Source organism: Streptomyces sp. NPDC088097 (assembly GCF_044741845.1).
Classification (GTDB): Bacteria; Actinomycetota; Actinomycetes; order Streptomycetales; family Streptomycetaceae; genus Streptomyces.
The window spans coordinates 307284-322288 of the sequence record NZ_JBIUTJ010000004.1 but is presented as its reverse complement, the minus strand read 5'-3'; the positions used below and the strand labels follow the sequence as shown (position 1 = coordinate 322288).

14 protein-coding genes are annotated in these 15005 nt (G+C 70.5%); 3 read left to right on the top strand and 11 right to left on the bottom strand.

Annotated elements, in window-relative coordinates; translation table 11 throughout:
- Positions 1 to 93: 93 nt before the first annotated feature.
- The 8 genes from ACIOD1_RS15505 to ACIOD1_RS15470 all read right to left on the bottom strand — a co-directional run bounded on the left by ACIOD1_RS15505 (position 94) and on the right by ACIOD1_RS15470 (position 7658).
- Positions 94 to 873 carry an enoyl-CoA hydratase/isomerase family protein gene (locus tag ACIOD1_RS15505; RefSeq protein WP_365627586.1) on the bottom strand — a complete coding sequence of 260 codons (780 nt, stop codon included), beginning with the start codon at positions 871 to 873 and terminating at the stop codon, positions 94 to 96.
- The gene (locus tag ACIOD1_RS15500; RefSeq protein WP_365627589.1) at positions 870 to 2117 is read right to left on the bottom strand and encodes a cytochrome P450; all 1248 of its coding nucleotides are present in this window, start codon (positions 2115 to 2117) and stop codon (positions 870 to 872) included. The genes ACIOD1_RS15505 and ACIOD1_RS15500 overlap by 4 nt, the downstream gene beginning before the upstream one ends.
- A gap of 104 nt (positions 2118 to 2221) precedes the next feature.
- Positions 2222 to 3601, bottom strand: a complete 1380-nt coding sequence (locus ACIOD1_RS15495) for a cytochrome P450 (RefSeq protein ID WP_401902662.1) — start codon at positions 3599 to 3601, stop codon at positions 2222 to 2224.
- A 10-nt stretch (positions 3602 to 3611) separates the two neighbouring features.
- On the bottom strand, positions 3612 to 4172 hold the full coding sequence (locus ACIOD1_RS15490) for an ATP/GTP-binding protein (RefSeq protein WP_365627595.1): 561 nt from the start codon (positions 4170 to 4172) through the stop codon (positions 3612 to 3614).
- 3 nt (positions 4173 to 4175) lie between these two features.
- Complete coding sequence (locus ACIOD1_RS15485; RefSeq protein WP_365627598.1) at positions 4176 to 4568, bottom strand: DUF742 domain-containing protein; 393 nt, start codon at positions 4566 to 4568, stop codon at positions 4176 to 4178.
- The gene (locus tag ACIOD1_RS15480) at positions 4561 to 5403 is read right to left on the bottom strand and encodes a roadblock/LC7 domain-containing protein (RefSeq protein ID WP_401902659.1); all 843 of its coding nucleotides are present in this window, start codon (positions 5401 to 5403) and stop codon (positions 4561 to 4563) included. The genes ACIOD1_RS15485 and ACIOD1_RS15480 overlap by 8 nt, the downstream gene beginning before the upstream one ends.
- A complete protein-coding gene (locus ACIOD1_RS15475) occupies positions 5400 to 6599 on the bottom strand; it encodes an ATP-binding protein (protein ID WP_401902657.1) in 1200 nt (399 codons plus the stop codon). Before ACIOD1_RS15475 ends, ACIOD1_RS15480 begins: the two co-directional genes overlap by 4 nt.
- Positions 6600 to 7082: 483 nt before the next feature.
- Positions 7083 to 7658, bottom strand: coding sequence for a DUF1062 domain-containing protein (locus ACIOD1_RS15470; RefSeq protein WP_401902656.1), 576 nt, complete (start codon positions 7656 to 7658; stop codon positions 7083 to 7085).
- 837 nt (positions 7659 to 8495) lie between these two features.
- On the opposite strand from ACIOD1_RS15470, the gene ACIOD1_RS15465 reads away from it, so the two are divergent.
- A complete protein-coding gene (locus tag ACIOD1_RS15465) occupies positions 8496 to 9131 on the top strand; it encodes a VOC family protein (protein ID WP_365627610.1) in 636 nt (211 codons plus the stop codon).
- A gap of 153 nt (positions 9132 to 9284) precedes the next feature.
- Here ACIOD1_RS15465 and ACIOD1_RS15460 read toward each other — a convergent pair whose 3' ends face one another.
- On the bottom strand, positions 9285 to 10493 hold the full coding sequence (locus ACIOD1_RS15460) for a magnesium and cobalt transport protein CorA (protein ID WP_401902652.1): 1209 nt from the start codon (positions 10491 to 10493) through the stop codon (positions 9285 to 9287).
- Positions 10494 to 10628: 135 nt separating this feature from the next.
- Here ACIOD1_RS15460 and ACIOD1_RS15455 point away from each other — a divergent pair, with 135 nt between their 5' ends.
- Positions 10629 to 11771 (top strand): winged helix DNA-binding domain-containing protein, encoded by a 1143-nt coding sequence (locus ACIOD1_RS15455; RefSeq protein ID WP_401902651.1) that lies wholly within the window; start codon positions 10629 to 10631, stop codon positions 11769 to 11771.
- A 131-nt stretch (positions 11772 to 11902) separates the two neighbouring features.
- The gene (locus tag ACIOD1_RS15450; protein WP_365619307.1) at positions 11903 to 13444 is read left to right on the top strand and encodes an AMP-binding protein; all 1542 of its coding nucleotides are present in this window, start codon (positions 11903 to 11905) and stop codon (positions 13442 to 13444) included.
- 75 nt (positions 13445 to 13519) lie between these two features.
- On the opposite strand, the gene ACIOD1_RS15445 is transcribed toward ACIOD1_RS15450, so the two are convergent.
- Together ACIOD1_RS15445 and ACIOD1_RS15440 are read right to left on the bottom strand one after the other, a co-directional pair.
- Positions 13520 to 14008: a glutathione peroxidase gene (locus ACIOD1_RS15445; RefSeq protein ID WP_401902649.1), complete on the bottom strand. Its 489-nt coding sequence runs from the start codon at positions 14006 to 14008 to the stop codon at positions 13520 to 13522.
- A gap of 42 nt (positions 14009 to 14050) precedes the next feature.
- Complete coding sequence (locus ACIOD1_RS15440; RefSeq protein WP_401902647.1) at positions 14051 to 14914, bottom strand: hypothetical protein; 864 nt, start codon at positions 14912 to 14914, stop codon at positions 14051 to 14053.
- Positions 14915 to 15005 lie beyond the last annotated feature (91 nt).

Below are 15005 nucleotides of genomic sequence, written 5' to 3'. Positions count from 1 at the left end.
TCGACAGCGCGCCCGCCACGCGCGGCGGGCACCCGGCCGTCCACGAGCCTCGGCGGCTGGTGGCGGGCCGGGTGCCCGCGTCGGACCGGGGGATCAGCCCCGTGCGTGTTGGTGGAGCGTGGCCGCCAAGAGGTGGGAGTCGAGCAGGGAGACGTCCGCCGTCCTGTCCGCCCGTGCGTAGCCGGCCAGCATCCGTTTGGTCAGGACCAGCGCTTCGGGCGAGCGTCGGACGAGGGGCCTGATCCAGGAATCGACCACCTTGTCCAACTGGTCGAGCGGGGCGGCCTTGTGGAGCAGACCGATGCGGTGGGCCGTCTGGGCGTCGAAGACGTCGCAGGTGAGCATCAGCTCACGGATCCTGGAGGCGCCGGCCTCGGAGACCAGGCGTCCCATCGCACCGCCCCACGCCGGCGGCAGCCCTATGCCGACCTCCGGCATGCGGAAGCGGCTGGTGTCCGCGCCGGCGCGCAGGTCGCAGAAGGAGGCGAGGGCGAGGCCCGCACCGATGACCCGCCCGTGCAGCCGGGCGATGGTGACCGCGTGCGTGTTCTCCAGGGCCTGGCACAGCCGGTGTGCCTTGTCGGCGATGCGCCGCAGGGCCACACCGGTCGGATCGGCGACCAGCGCCTCCTGGTACTCGTTGCGGTCGGCACCCAGGCAGAAGTCCGTACCCAGTGACGACAGCGTCAGGATCCGGACGTCGGGTCTCTCGTGGAGGTCGTCGAGCAGGTTGACGAGGTCGTCGAGGACCGCGGCGTCCAACGTGTCCTCCTGACCCCACGGGTTGAGGCCGACGTGCAGCACGGGTCCGTCCTGCTCGACACGTATCGCCTTGGGAGTGGTCCAGGCGTGTGCGGGGGTCGATTCGGTCATGCGAGTGCTACGTCCAGGTTCAGCAGGCGCCGGAACGCCACACGGGGCGCCATCGACGGAGGGCGTACGAGGGTGAGGCGGGGGCTGCGCCGGATCAGTTGGCGCAGGAGGGTCTGGGCTTCGAGGCGGGCCAGCGGCGCGCCGAGGCAGTAGTGGATGCCGCCGCTGAACGCGAGGTGGCCGGGCGTGCGCTGGGGGTCGAACCGGTCCGGATCGCTGTGTCGGGCCGGGTCCCGGTGCGCCGCTCCGACCAGCAGGTGGACCATCTCGTCGCGGCGGATCTCGATGCCACCCAGCACGGAGTCCTGCGAGGCGATCCTGCTGATCACGTGGGTGGGCGGGTCGTAGCGGAGGGTCTCCTCCACGAATCCGGGGACGAGGTCCGGATTGTCGGCGATCATGTCCCAGCGTTCCGGGCTCTCGACGAGCCGGAGCGTCATCGTCGAGAGCAGGGTCGCGGTGGTTTCGAGAGCGGCCAGCAGTACGAACAACACCAGGAAGTAGACGGCCTCGTCGGCCTTGTCGCGGTCGGGCTCGATCGCGTCCCACGTCCGGATCCACTGGGTGACGGGATCCTCGCCGGGGTGGGAGCGCCGATCACGCACCAGGGCCATGAAGTAGGTGCGGAGTTCGGCCGTCGCCGCGTCGGAGAGGGCCAGTTGGCTGGCCGAGGGCAGCAGCTCCTGGGTGAAGACCTGGTCGTGCGTCAACTGCCGGAGCCTGGTCCAGTCGGCCTGCGGCAGCCCGAGCCATTCACCGATGGTGGCCACCGGCAGTTCCTCGCAGACGAGTTCCTGGAAGTCCGCCTCGCCGGTGCGTATTCGCTCCGTGAAGGCGTCGAGGAGTTGATCCGCGGCCCGGCTCACATTATGGCCGATGCGCTCCATGGCGGCCCGGTCGAACGTGCCCGCCGCCCGCCGCACCCTGGTGTGGTCCGGTGGGTTGAGCGCGGCGAGCGTGTGGCTCATCTCGCGCGAGGAGGGCGCGTTCCAACGTGTCCCGGGGCCCTGGCGCTCACGCCATTCCCGATCGGGCTCCAGCCACTGACGGCTGCGCAGCACCTGATCGCAGGCGGCGAAGCCCGTCACGACGGAACCGCCCCAGGGGGCGGGCACCACCTCGCCGCGCGCGAGGAGTTCGGCGTATATCGGGAAGGGGTCGGCCTGCCCTCTGGCCGTCCGCAGACGGGAGAAGAGGGAGGCGGACGCCCGGCGGTCGTACGTCGAAGTAGAGGCAACGCCCATGATGGCGGCTCCTTTCTGAGAACCAGCCGCCATGCATACCCACATGATCGTTAGAGCATCCACTACCACTGAGTACTCAGAAGGTTACTAGAATCACACTCGTCTCACTCGCCCTTGGTCCATGCCAGGAAGCGGCTGAACAAGCCGCCCTTGGGCTGCGGCGCGGCGCCGGTGTTCGTGCGCGAGGGGCCGGAGTTCATCGGCGAGGAGGCGGTCGCCTGCTGCTGGGGCGTCCGTCCCGCATTCGTCCCGGCCGGTTCGGCCGCCTGGGGAACGGCCTTCGGCGTGAAGCGGATCGGGAGGGTGACCAGCGAGCGGCTCCACGGACTGGGCGCCCAGGTAAGCGACTTGAACGGGACGCGCATCTCGACGTCGAGGAGCTGGTTGAGCAGTGTCTCGACGGCCGTCACGGCGATCATGAAGGCCGGGTCCTTGGCGGGGCACGCGTGCGGTCCCGCGCCGAATGCCAAGTGGGCCTTGGCGCTCAGCTGTTCGCGGTGCTCGGCCAGCTTCGGATCGGTGTTGGCCGCGGCGAACGAGATCAGGACCGGGTCGTTGGCCCGAACGACCCGGCCGCCGAGCTCGACGTCGTGAGTCGGATAGTGGGCCGCGTAGTTGGAGATCGGCGCGTAGTTCCACAGGGTCTGGGAGACCGCGTCCTCGACCGGGAGGCCGACCTGCCAGTCCTCATCGAGGTACAGCGCGCTGCTGGTGCCGATGGCCGCGGCCAGCGGCGCGGTGCCGCCGGAGAGCAGGGTGACCAGCTGGTGCAGCACCTCCTCGTCGCTCAGCTGGGCCGAGTGCTCCATCAGGCGCGTCGTCAGGTCCGAGCCCGGACGGCGCCGCTTGAGGGCGATCAGTTCGGTGAGCGCCCCGCCGAGGACCTCGTCCGCCCCGGGCGTCCCCTCGAAGATGCCGCTGATCCCGGCGATCACGCGGTCGCCGATCTCGGGCGGGCAGCCGAACAGGTCGCTGAAGACCAGCAGGGGCAGCGGTTGGGCGTACTGGGCCATCAGCTCCGCCTGGCCGCGGATGTCCGTACTGAACTGACTGATCAGGTAGTTGGCGGACTGCTGTGTCTGCCTGATCAGTTGGTGCTCGTTGACCGTGGCCAGGCTGTCGGTGACGGCCCGCCGCAGGCGCGCGTGGGCCGCGCCGTCACTGAAGAGCGCGTTGGGGCGGTAGCCCATCATGGGCAGCGCCGGGCTGTCGGCCGGAACGCGCCCTTCGTTGAGGGCGTTCCAGCGGCGGGAGTCGCGCACGAAGGACGCGGGGTTCTGCAGGACGTACAGAGCGGCGTCGTAGCTCGTGACCAGCTCGGCCTGGACGTCGGGGGCGATGTCCACGGGCGCGCTGAGACCGTACCCACGCAGCTGTGCGTAGTGGCTGTCGGGGTCGGCTCCGAACGAGGGGCCGTACATCTGGATGTTCCCGTGCGCGGGGCAGCCGGGGGGTATCTCCTGCGGATCAAGTGGCTGTTGCATTCCTGCGCTCCTAGCCGAGTTGTGACATGAGGTGTTGCACGAGGGTGATGAGGGCCTGCGCCGAGGAGTTCTCGTCCCGTACGTCGCATTCCACGACAGGGGTGTCGGCGGTGAGGTTCAGGGCCTCGCGCACCTCGTCCAGCGGGTAGTGCGTGGTGCCCGCGAAGTGGTTCACGGCGATGGCGTACGTCAGCCCGAAGCGTTCGACGAGGTCCAGGACGGGGAAGGACTCGTGCAACCGCTCCGGGTCGACGAGGACCAGAGCGCCCAGCGCGCCCCGGGAGAGCTCCTCCCACATCTCCTTGAACCGCTCCTGGCCGGGCGTTCCGAAGAGGTAGAGCACCAGGGTGTCGCTCAGGGTCAGCCGACCGAAGTCCATGGCGACGGTGGTGGTCTTCTTGTCGGGGGTGCCCGACAGGTCATCGAAGCCGACGCTGGCCTCGGTGATCTCCTCCTCGGTCCGCAGGGGCTCGATCTCGGAGAGACTGCCGATGCAGGTGGTCTTGCCGACCCCGAAGTGCCCCACTATGAGGATCTTCACCGCGTGGGAGACATCTGGATCCAGGTACACGGGTTATGCTCCGAATCGATTCTTCAGGCCCTCGAGGACGGCGCTGACCAGTTCTCTGTCGACACGTTCGGCGCGCGGTATCGGTGTTCTCGCGAGGATGAGACGGTCCTCCTCCAACTGCGCCAGCAGGATGCGGACGATGCCCAGCGGCAGGTGCGTGTGCCCCGCCACCTCGGCCACGGACAGGAAGCCGTTCGCGACCAGGTCCATGACCTGCCCCGCTTCCGGGGACAGCGTGCGCGCCGTGACCGGTCCGTTCTCCGCCGCCGCCGTCACGAGCGTCGTGTGCTCGTACTCGTGGTCCGGGGGCAGTGCTCGTCCGTTCGTGATCACGAAGAGGGGGACTAACGGAGACGTCAGTTCCAGCTCATCGTCCTGTTCGGGCCCGTCAGGCATGGCCTGTCCCCTTCCCCGGTGTCGCCGCTGAGGTCAGTCTGGGAACCACCTCGTGCAGCCGCGTGGTGAACTGCTCTATGTCGCAGTCGTGTTCGGCGGCGGCGGCCAGGAAGGCATCGGGGCCGGCCGCCATCAGGAAGATCCAACCGTGCTGGAACTCGATGACCGTCTGACGCCATTCCGCGTCCTCGACGGCCCCCGCGAACTGGGAGGTCACCCGGCTGTAGGCGTGGATGCCCGTCATGGCCGCGGAGATCGTGTCCGCGAGGTCGCGGCTCATCCCCTTGGTCGCCCCGCGCGGAAGTCCGTCCGATCCCAGCAGCACCGCGTGGCGGGCGCCCTTGACCTCGGACATCACCCGGTCCAGCTCGCCGAGCACGAAGCCCGCGTCACCGGAGACCTGCTGCCCGGGGCCGCCTCCCCGCGCGCTTCCGGCGTCCTCGGAGCTCACCCTCGGCGGTGAGGTGAGGTTGTTGCCCAGTCGGGCGACGAGGCGGTGCATGCGGAAGGAGATCTGCTGCATGTCCACGTCGGGCGCTGCCGCGGCGGCCAGGTAGGAACCCTGCCCCGCCCCGATCAGGAAGCTCCAGCCGTGCGAGAACTCGATGATGGTCTGGTTCCACTGCCGGTCCGCCTCGGGCCCGGCGAAGTGGGCCGTCGCCCGGCTGAGCGACTGCATCCCGGCCATGGCGGCGGAGATGGTGCGTACGTCCTTCTCGGCCAGGCCCTCCGTCGCGCCGCGAGGAAGGCCGTCCGCGGACAGCAGGACGGCGTGCCGTGCACGGGGCACGTTGTGCACGATGTCCTCGAGCATCCACGACAGGTCTGCGGTCATGCCTCTTCGGGCCCTTCGAACGAGGTGGCGTCAAGGTCGCGGCCGGAGAGCGTGCCGCGCTGGAAGGCCCCGAGGCTGCGCCCGGAGGCGCGGCCCGTCTCACCCGGGGTCCGCGGCGCCGGCGGGGCGGCGTCGGGATCGGGGACGCTCGCGATGGGTGCCTGGCGTGAGCCGCGCTTGGGCAGACCGTGCATCGTGCGCGACGGCGCGCTCTGGGGCCGGCTTTCGGGCCGGCTCTCCGGGGCGCGCCGGATGTTGCTGACCGGAGCCTCCTGGGCGGGCGGTATCTCCTCCATGGTCCACAGCTCCTCGGGCAAGAGGACGACGGCCCTGACGCCGCCGTATCGGGAGACTCCGGTGACGTCCACCCTGAAGCCGTGCTGCCGCGCGATCAGGCCGACGACCGGGAAGCCGAACTTGGGCTGGGTCCCGAGCTGTGAGAGACGGGGCGCGAGTTCTCCGGAGAGCAGCGCCGTCGCCCGCTGGCGATCCTCGTCGTTCATGCTGACGCCGGCGTCGTCGATGACGATGCACAGGTTGTTCTGGACGCGCTGGAACGTCACCTCGATCGGTGCGTCCTGCTGCGAGAAGCTGGCGGCGTTGTCGAGCAGCTCCGCCACGGCGAGGGCGACGGGCGCGACCGCCGACGCCTTCAGGGCGAGACCGGTCTGCTGCATGATCGCGACCCGGTGGAAGTTGCGGATCTGGCCCTGGGCACTGCGCACGACGTCGTAGACGCTGGCGGCCCTGTTGCGACGGCCGAGCGGCGCACCGCACATGACGGCGATGCCCTGGGCCTTGCGCGCCATCTGAGCGTTGGCGTGGTTGACGTCCAGCAGGTCGCTGAGGACGGCGTGTCCGCCGTACTTGCGCTGGATGCCGTCCAGAAGCGTCGTCTGCTCGGCCGCGAGGCTCTGCAGGAGACTGGCGGCGCCCTTGAGCACGGCCTTGGTGTTCTCCTCCGCCGCTTCCTTGGCTTCGCGGAGCGTGGCGTCCTGCTCGTTGTGGAACCTCTGCAGCTCGACCCGCGACGCGTGCAGGTGACTGTCCGTCGTGAGCAGCTGGTGCCTCAACTCGGCCTCGGTGTGCTCCTTCTTCGCCCCCAGCGCTCTGTTGCGGGCGACGAGTGCCACGACCGCGACAACGGCTATCGCCGCCACCGCAACCAAGCACCACACAAGTGCGTCTCGATTCATGGAAACCTTTCCCGGCGCATGGCATGCGGACGGCTGCAGATACACCCCGCGAGGCCCCGCAACACAGCTGATCGACACCGGCTCACCTGCTGTTACGCGGTGAGCACGCCGCCGATCGCAAGTCGACATCTGCGTCAAATGGAGCAAGATCACAGATGCGGGGATGCTATCACCGGATTTTCACCTTCCGGACGCGCCCCATGGTGCCCCGTACCCCCAACCAGGCCCCCACAACAGCGGGTTGACATGCCGTTACGGCCTAGCACCTGCCCTCCGGCGGCCGTCTCGCCACCGATCCGTTAAGCAGTTCTTCACGAGAGGGACGGCAATCCCTCACATCCACCTGAGCCCCCGTCAACCTGCTTCCCCGAGGTGAGCGTCGGCGTCCGCGCCACGGAGCCCCTTCGCCGCGAGCGCCCGTGGACACGGCCCCGGCCTGTCCGGCGGATCGGATGCCGCCGGACAGGCCGGGACCGGGTGGGCTTAGTGCTTGAAGGTGAAGGAGAAGTCCCCCGAGAGCTTGCCGCTCAGCCGGACCGTCGACACGAGCTTCCCTTCCGCGAGCAACCTCTCGACCTCGGCTCGCGGAAGGCCGAACCCTTCGGCGATCAAACGCACGGGCCGCACGGGCACCCGCGCCGCGAACCGGACCGAGACCTCGACCGCCTCACCCTCCCGCGGATGCGGCTGAGGCGGCTGTTGTGGCTGTTCCGGGGCGCCGCGGTCGAGGCGCCAGGCGTCGTCCCAGTCGAGGGCGACACGATTGCGACGCCGTACGCCCGGGTCCTGGAGCAGCTCGGCCGCCAGGCCGGGGTCATTGCCGTGCAGCAGCTCCAGGAGCCCGGCCGGCACGGCACGCACGTTCATCCGCTCCAGGACGGTGAGCTTGGTGGTGTCCCCGCACCCGAGGCACAGGGCGAGGAGCCAGACGTCGAGGAGCTTGTGGCTCGCGTTGACACGGAATCTCCCGTTCGCCCGGAAGCGCCCGGAGGCGCACCTGTGGCAACGGCGGAGGACTATCGGCAGACGGGTGGGCACGACCACCCAGGTTTCGGACACAGCGATACACCGGTTCCAGTGAGAAGACCGCAGCGAAAAGGAGCACGGCGCACAGGTGCGACGCGCGACGGATCAGCGCTCGGGGGTTCTCACTTGGTGTACAACGGCAGGTCCTTGACGAGGCGACAGCGGACGCCAGCACGCTAACGGCACGGGCGAGCACGGTTCCACCGCTTTTCGCCCGCCCGCCAACACCCCGCAGCGGGCATCCTCCGCGGTGTGGCGGAGTACGTACCCGCCACAGGCGCGATGGCGACGAGGCCTTCCTCTCCCGCCTCGAACTCGTCGCAGAGGGGCCGAACCTCGCGGACCCGGATTTCGGCGTCCGGCCGGGGCACCCCCAAGGCCAGGCATGGGGCCAAAGCGCAGGCGTCCCACTCACCGGTGCGCGCGGCCAGTTCGGCGAAGTCCTCCGCCGCGCCCCGTCCGGTGGTCGGCATCTCGCGAGCCTCCAGAACCAGCGCGTCCCCATGGGGTGGGCCTTCCAGTCGGGCTCGTGCGAGGTGGCGGCCTCCCGGGAGACGAAGCCGTCGACCGGCGGCCACAGGAAGTCGCCCAGGTCGTCGGCGGCCAAGTGGTCGGACATCGGCGCTCTACGGGCCGGGTTGTGGGGCGACTGCCGGTTGCCGGAGCTTGTCTCTTGGAAGTGCCGTACGCATGGCGCTGCGTGCCGGATCGAAATCCTGTGGCGGCAGCGCTGCTGCCTGGCTTCGGCCGGGCCGCCCCCGCCGGGATGACGATGAGCGATCCGCCCCACGGTTGAATCCACGGCGGACGCGGCCGGGGCGGCGGGCGTGGCATCGGGATTTGTGTGGGTTGCCGGGTGATGATGCCGGAGTGCGACTTGATCACGTGTCCTATGCGGTGACCCGCGACAGCTTCGTCTCGACCGTCCAGTGGATCGGATCGGCCCTAGGCGCCGGGTTCGTCGACGGGGGTGTGCACCCGCGATTCGGCACCCGCAATTTCATTCTCCCGCTGAGCGGCGGCACCTACGTCGAGGTCGTCACGACACTCGACCACCCCGCCGCCGACCGCGCACCCTTCGGCCAGGCGGTCGCGCGCCGCGCCGCCGAGGGCGGCGGCTGGCTCGGTTGGGTGGTGTCCGTCGACGACATCACCCCGGTCGAGGCCCGCCTCGGCCGCACCTCGGCCGAGGGCCACCGTGTCCGCCCCGACGGGTTCGACCTGAGGTGGAAGCAGATCGGCCTGCTGGAACTGATGGAGGACCCGCAACTGCCCTACTTCCTCCAGTGGTCGGTCCCCATCGAGGAACGCCCGAGCGCCGACCCGCGCACCTCCACCACCATCCACGGCGTCTCCATCGCCGGAGACGCCGCCTCCATCGCCGATTTCCTCGGCGAACCGTCCGACCACCCCCTCGACCAGATCGACGTCACCTGGGTCGAGGACGAGGAACAGGGCCTGGTCTCGGTGGAGTTCGCCACCGCCCACGGTCCGGTCACGATCTGACCAGGGCCCGACTGCCCCCCGGGAGCGGCCGGTTGGGTCTCCCACCCGGGAGATGCTCCTCGCTCCCGGGCTGTGGATTCTCCCCAGCGAGCCCCGCCGGCCATTCATGAGGGTTCGCAAGAGCTGAGTTGATCAATGGCGCCGGTGTGTGGTCTACAGCCAGTCGCGCTTCTTGAAGATGACGTACAGGCTCACGCAGACGATGGCCATCAGGAGGATCGCGAAGGGGTAGCCCGCGGCCCAGCGGAGTTCCGGCATGGTTTCGAAGTTCATGCCGTAGATGGTGCCGACCAGGGTGGGTGCGAAGAGGATGGCGGCCCAGGAGGAGATCTTCTTGATCTCCTCGTTCTGTTCGAAGCCGGCTTCCGCCAGGGCGCGCATTTCGGCGTTCTGTTGTTGGGAGACCAGGGTGGCGTTGACCGTGAGGATGTCGGTGAGGGCCTGGCGGAAGCCGTCGACGCGTTCGCTGGTGTGGGTGACGTGGTCGGCCACGTCGCGGAGGTAGCGCTGGAGTTCCTCGTCCGTGCCGTACTTCGCGAAGCCGGCCATCAGGGCGTGCAGCATGCCGACCAGGGGGCGGGTGGCGCGTTGGAACTCGACCATTTCGCGGGAGAGTTCGTAGATGCGGCGGGAGACTTCGGGGTCGCCCCGGAAGACCTCCGTCTCGATCTCGTCCATGTCGTTCTGCACGCCCGCCACGACCGGGGCGTAGCCGTCCACCACCGCGTCGAGGATGGCGTACAGGGCGGCCTCCGGGCCCAGCGAGAGGAGGTCCGGGGTCTCCTCCATGCGGCGGCGGACGGCGGAGAGGTCGGGGGCCGCGCCGTGGCGGACGGTGATGAGGAAGTCGGGGCCGACGAAGACGTGGAGTTCGCCGAAGTCGACCTCCTCCGGGGCGTCCAGGTAGCGGGCCGCGCGCAGGACCACGAAGAGGGTGTCGCCGTAGCGCTCCAGCTTGGGGCGCTGGTGGGCCTCCAGGGCGTCCTCGATCGAGAGCGGGTGGAGGTTGAACTCTGCGGCCAGGGAGTGGAGTTCGGCCTGCGTCGGGCGGTGCAGCCCGATCCAGGCCATGCCGCCCCGCTGCTCGCGCAGCTGTCGGAAGGTGTCCGCGAGGGTGGCGGGGGAGGCCACCCGGCGGCCGTCGCGGTAGACCGCGGAGTCGATCACGCTGCGGTGTCCGTCCGGGACCTCGGAGGCCGACGCCGCGGGCTGCGGGGGGGCGGCCGGAGGAGTCGCCGGTGGCGTCGCGCCGGCGCCGGGCGGCCGGAGCCACCCCGAGCGCTTCGCGGGAGTGGGAGTGGGCGACGGCGTCGGCGAGGACGAGGACGGGGGTGAAGGGCGGCGGTCTGGGCGCTCCGGCATCGCAGGTCAGCTCCCGGTCGAACGGGCGTTTATGGGCAAGGTGCAGGATATAGGGCGAATGGGTCCCGGATCCGCCGTGAGGTCGATTCCGGGTTGCGGACAGAATCCGTCCGCAAGGACGGATAGTTTCCCGTCATGGCCTCCAGGACGAACCCCGTACTCGACACCCGCGCACTGAACCGTGCCACGCTCGCCCGCCAGCTGCTGCTCGGCCGCGCCGAGATGTCGGCCCGGGACGCCGTCGCGCACCTCCTCGGACTCCAGGCGCAGAACGTCAAGCCCCCCTACTACCAGCTGCACGCCCGCCTCGCCGGATTCCGGCCCGCCGAGCTGGCCGGACTGATGGAGGACCGGGAGGCGGTCCGCATCGTCACCATGCGCTCCACCATCCACACCCACACCGCGGCAGACGCCCTCATCCTCCGCCCGCTCGTCCAGGCCGCCCGGGACCGCGAGGTCAACCACTTCCGCAAGGGCCTCGTCGGGGTCGACCCGGAGCGCCTCGCCACCCTCGCCCGCGCCTTCGTCGAGGCCGAGCCGCGCACCATGGGGGAGATCCGCGAAGAGCTGCTCCTGACGTGGCCGGGCGCAGACCCGCAGTCCCTGGCCGTCGCCGCGCGCTGCCTGCTCCCGCTCGTACAGGTCACCCCGCGCGGGGTGTGGGGGCGCAGCGGACAGGTGCGGCTCACCACCGTCGAGCAGTGGCTGGGGGAGCCCGTCGGGGCACCGCAGGAGATCGACGCCGTCGTCCTGCGCTACCTCGGCGCCTTCGGCCCCGCTTCCGTCAAGGACATGCAGACCTGGGCCGGCCTCACCCGGCTGCGCGAGGCGTTCGAGCGGCTGCGCCCGCAGCTGCTCGCCTTCTGCGACGAGAACGGCGTCGAGCTGTTCGACCTGCCCGACGCGCCCCGTCCCGACGCCGAGACCCCCGCCCCGCCGCGGTTCCTCCCCGAGTTCGACAACCTGCTGCTCTCCCACGCCGACCGCTCCCGCGTCGTCGCCCCGGAGTTCAAGGGCCGCACCTGGACCGGCAACCAGGCCCACCGCACCCTGCTCGTCGACGGCTTCGTCGCCGGACTCTGGCGGATCGACGAGGACGACGACCGCGCCCCCGTCCTCACCGTCGAGCTGTTCGGGAAGGACACGGCGGGGAAGGCGGGCAGGACGGGCAAGACGGAGGCCGCGGTCAAGGCGGAGATCGAGGCCGAAGGGCTGGAGATGCTGGTCGTGATGACCGGCGCCCCCGGATCCGTGCGCTTCGGGTCAATCCACGGCTGACGCGTCCCTGGTGGACGGCGGGTGCGGCGCGGCACGATGCCTGTCACGGGGAAGATCGCTTCCGCGCCGGGCCGCCCGCACGGCAGTCGCCCGGACACAGACCGGAAACAGGCCGGATTCAGGAGAGAACCATGCGCATTCCGATGACCGTCGCGGACTTCCTCGACCGGGCGGAGCTGGGGTTCGCCTTCAGCCCCGGGGTCGTCGACGAGCCCGACCAGCCGGCCGCTCCGGTGCCCGAGACCACGTACGGGCGGCTCGGCGAGCGGGTACGGGCCTGGCAGGCCGGATTCGACGCGCTCGGCGTTCGCGAGGGCGAGCGGGTGGCCGTGGTCAGCCACAACTCCGCGCGGATGCTGGAGCTGCTCTTCGCCATCCCGATGAGCGGCCGCATCTGCGTACCGGTCAACTTCCGGCTCAAGCCCGAGGAGATCGAGTACGTCCTGCGCCAGAGCGGCGCCTCGGTCCTGCTCGTCGACCCCGAGCTGGACGAGGCGCTCTCCGGGGTCACCGCCCGCCACCGGTACGTCCTCGGCGAGCGGACCGAGAACGAGCTGATGCGCTTCGGCGTCGAGCCCCGCCCCTGGTCGCGCCCGGACGAGGACGCCACCGCCACGATCAACTACACCTCCGGCACCACCGCCCGCCCCAAGGGCGTCCAGCTCACCCACCGCAACATCTGGGTCAACGGACTGACCTTCGGGCTGCACACCCGGGTGTGGGAGCGCGACGTCTACATGCACACGCTGCCGATGTTCCACTGCAACGGCTGGGGCATGCCGTACGTCATGGCCGGCCTCGGAGTGAAGCAGGTGGTGCTGCGCAAGGTCGACGGCGCCGAGATCCTGCGCCGGGTCGACGAGCACGGCGTCACCCTGATGTGCGGCGCCCCCGCGGTCTGGAACGCCGTCCTCGACGCGGCGGCCACCTGGGAGGGGGAGATCCCGGGCCGTGACACGGTACGCGTCGTCTGCGCGGGCGCCCCGCCGCCCAGCAGGACCATCCAGCGCATGGGCGACGAGCTGGGCTGGGAGTTCACCCAGATCTACGGCCTGACCGAGACCTCCCCGCTGCTCACCTTCAACCGGGCCCGGCCCGCCGACGCGGCGCTGCCGGCCGAGGAGCGGGCCCGCAAGCTCTCCCGCGCCGGGCTGCCGGCGCTCGGCGTGAAGCTGGCGGTGTCGGACTCGGGTGAGGTCCTGGCGCGCTCGAACGTGGTCCTCGACGGCTACTGGGAGAAGCCGGAGGAGACCACGGCGGCCCTGCGCGACGGCTGGTTCCACACCGGTGACGGCGGCACGATCGACGAGGAGGACGGTCACCTGACCATCTCCGACCGCAAGAAGGACGTGATCATCACCGGCGGCGAGAACGTGTCCTCGATCGAGGTGGAGGACGTGATCTTCAGCCACGAGGCGGTCGCCGAGGTCGCCGTCATCGGCGTGCCGCACGAGAAGTGGGGCGAGACGATCAAGGCCCTCGTGGTCCTCGTCGAGGGGGCCACGGCGGGGGAGTCCGACATCATCGCCCACTGCAAGGCGCGGATGGCCGGGTACAAGGCGCCCACGACGGTGGAGTTCCGCGAGTCGATCCCCCGGACGGCGACCGGCAAGATCCAGAAGTTCAAGCTCCGCGAGCCGTACTGGACGGGCATGGACCGCGGGATCAACTGATCACCCCGGCGCCGTCCCCCGCCCCGGCCCGTGCCGGGGCGGAGGGACGTACGCGTACGAGGCGGTAGGGAGGACCTACGCGGGCAGCTGGGCCTCGATCGCCGCGATGACCTCGGGCGCCTCCGGCTCGGTGCGCGGGCGGAAGCGCGCCACGACCTCGCCGGCGGGGGAGATCAGGAACTTCTCGAAGTTCCACTGGACGTCCCCGGCCTCGCCCTCGGCGTCCGGGGTCTTCACCAGCTCCTGGTAGAGGGGGTGCCGGTTCTCGCCGTTGACCTCGGACTTCTCCAGCATCGGGAAGGTGACCCCGAAACCGGCGGCGCAGAAGGTCTGGATGTCGTCGGCGGTACCCGGCTCCTGGCCCCCGAACTGGTTGCAGGGCACGCCGATGACGGTGAAGCCCTTCTCCTCGTACTTGAACTGCAGGCGGGCCAGCCCCGAGTACTGCGGGGTGAGCCCGCACTGGGAGGCCGTGTTCACCAGCAGGATCGCCTTGCCCTTGTGGGCGGCGAGGCTGGTGGGCTCGTCGTCAAGGGTGGTCAGCTGGATGTCGTACAGGCTCATCGGGCTCTCCTCGGCAGGCACGGATGTCAAACGCCTCCGAGCCTAGGCCCCCGTACCCACCAGGTCGTCCGCCGGGTCGTTGACCGGTTGCGGCATGCCCGTGAGGTCCATGACGAACAGCGGTATGCCCAGGTCGTCGGCCCGGCTGCGGGCCTCCTCGGTGTAGCCGGCGAGGGAGAAGTAGACGCTGGTCGCGGCGGCCGTCAGGCCGTTCAGCCAGACGCACTCCACCGCCCGCAGCCCGGCCGGAGCCGTCGTCGGGTCCACCTGGGCCACCACCCCCGGTGCCCTCAGGTCCACCGCCGCCGACGGGATCGGCAGTCCGTCGGGCTGGCGCACGTCCTGGAAGCCGAGCCACCGCAGGTAGAGGGCGGCGGTGACCACCGCGTCCCGGGCGGTACGGATGGTCACCGGCCGAAACGGCGGACGCGGCACCGATGTACGGGCCCCGCCCCCGCCACCGGCCCCGCCACCACGACCGCCCCCGTCCCCGGCCGCGGCCCCGGCGGTCCACCCGGCCCGCGGGTCCGTCCCCGACCCGTCCTCCCGTACGCCGCCCCGCGCGCCGGGACCCGCCCCGGAACCCGCCCCCGAGCCCTCGCCCGGCGCCGACCCCTGCGGCGTCGGGCCCCGCGTCGGGGTCGGGGGGTGCACCGCCACCCGGACCACCGTCCCGCACTGGCCGCACCCCACCTCCGGGTGCGGCCAGTCGCTCTCCCGCCCACAGGACCCGCAGCGCACCGTCACCCAGCTGTCCGACCACGTGCGGTGGGTCAGCGGGACGGTCGGCGCCGCCAGGTCCAGCGGGGGCGAGACGGGGCTCCCGCAGGCGCACGGGAACACCGGGACGGTGTAGCCGTTCTCGCGCCGACATCCCGGACAGCGCACCGGTACCGCTTCCGCCATGAGACCTGGACCCCCTCCGTCGCTGTGCGTACGTCCATGCTCCACCACCCGCGACCGGGCGGGGCGCGCACCCCGGGAATCAGGCCGATTC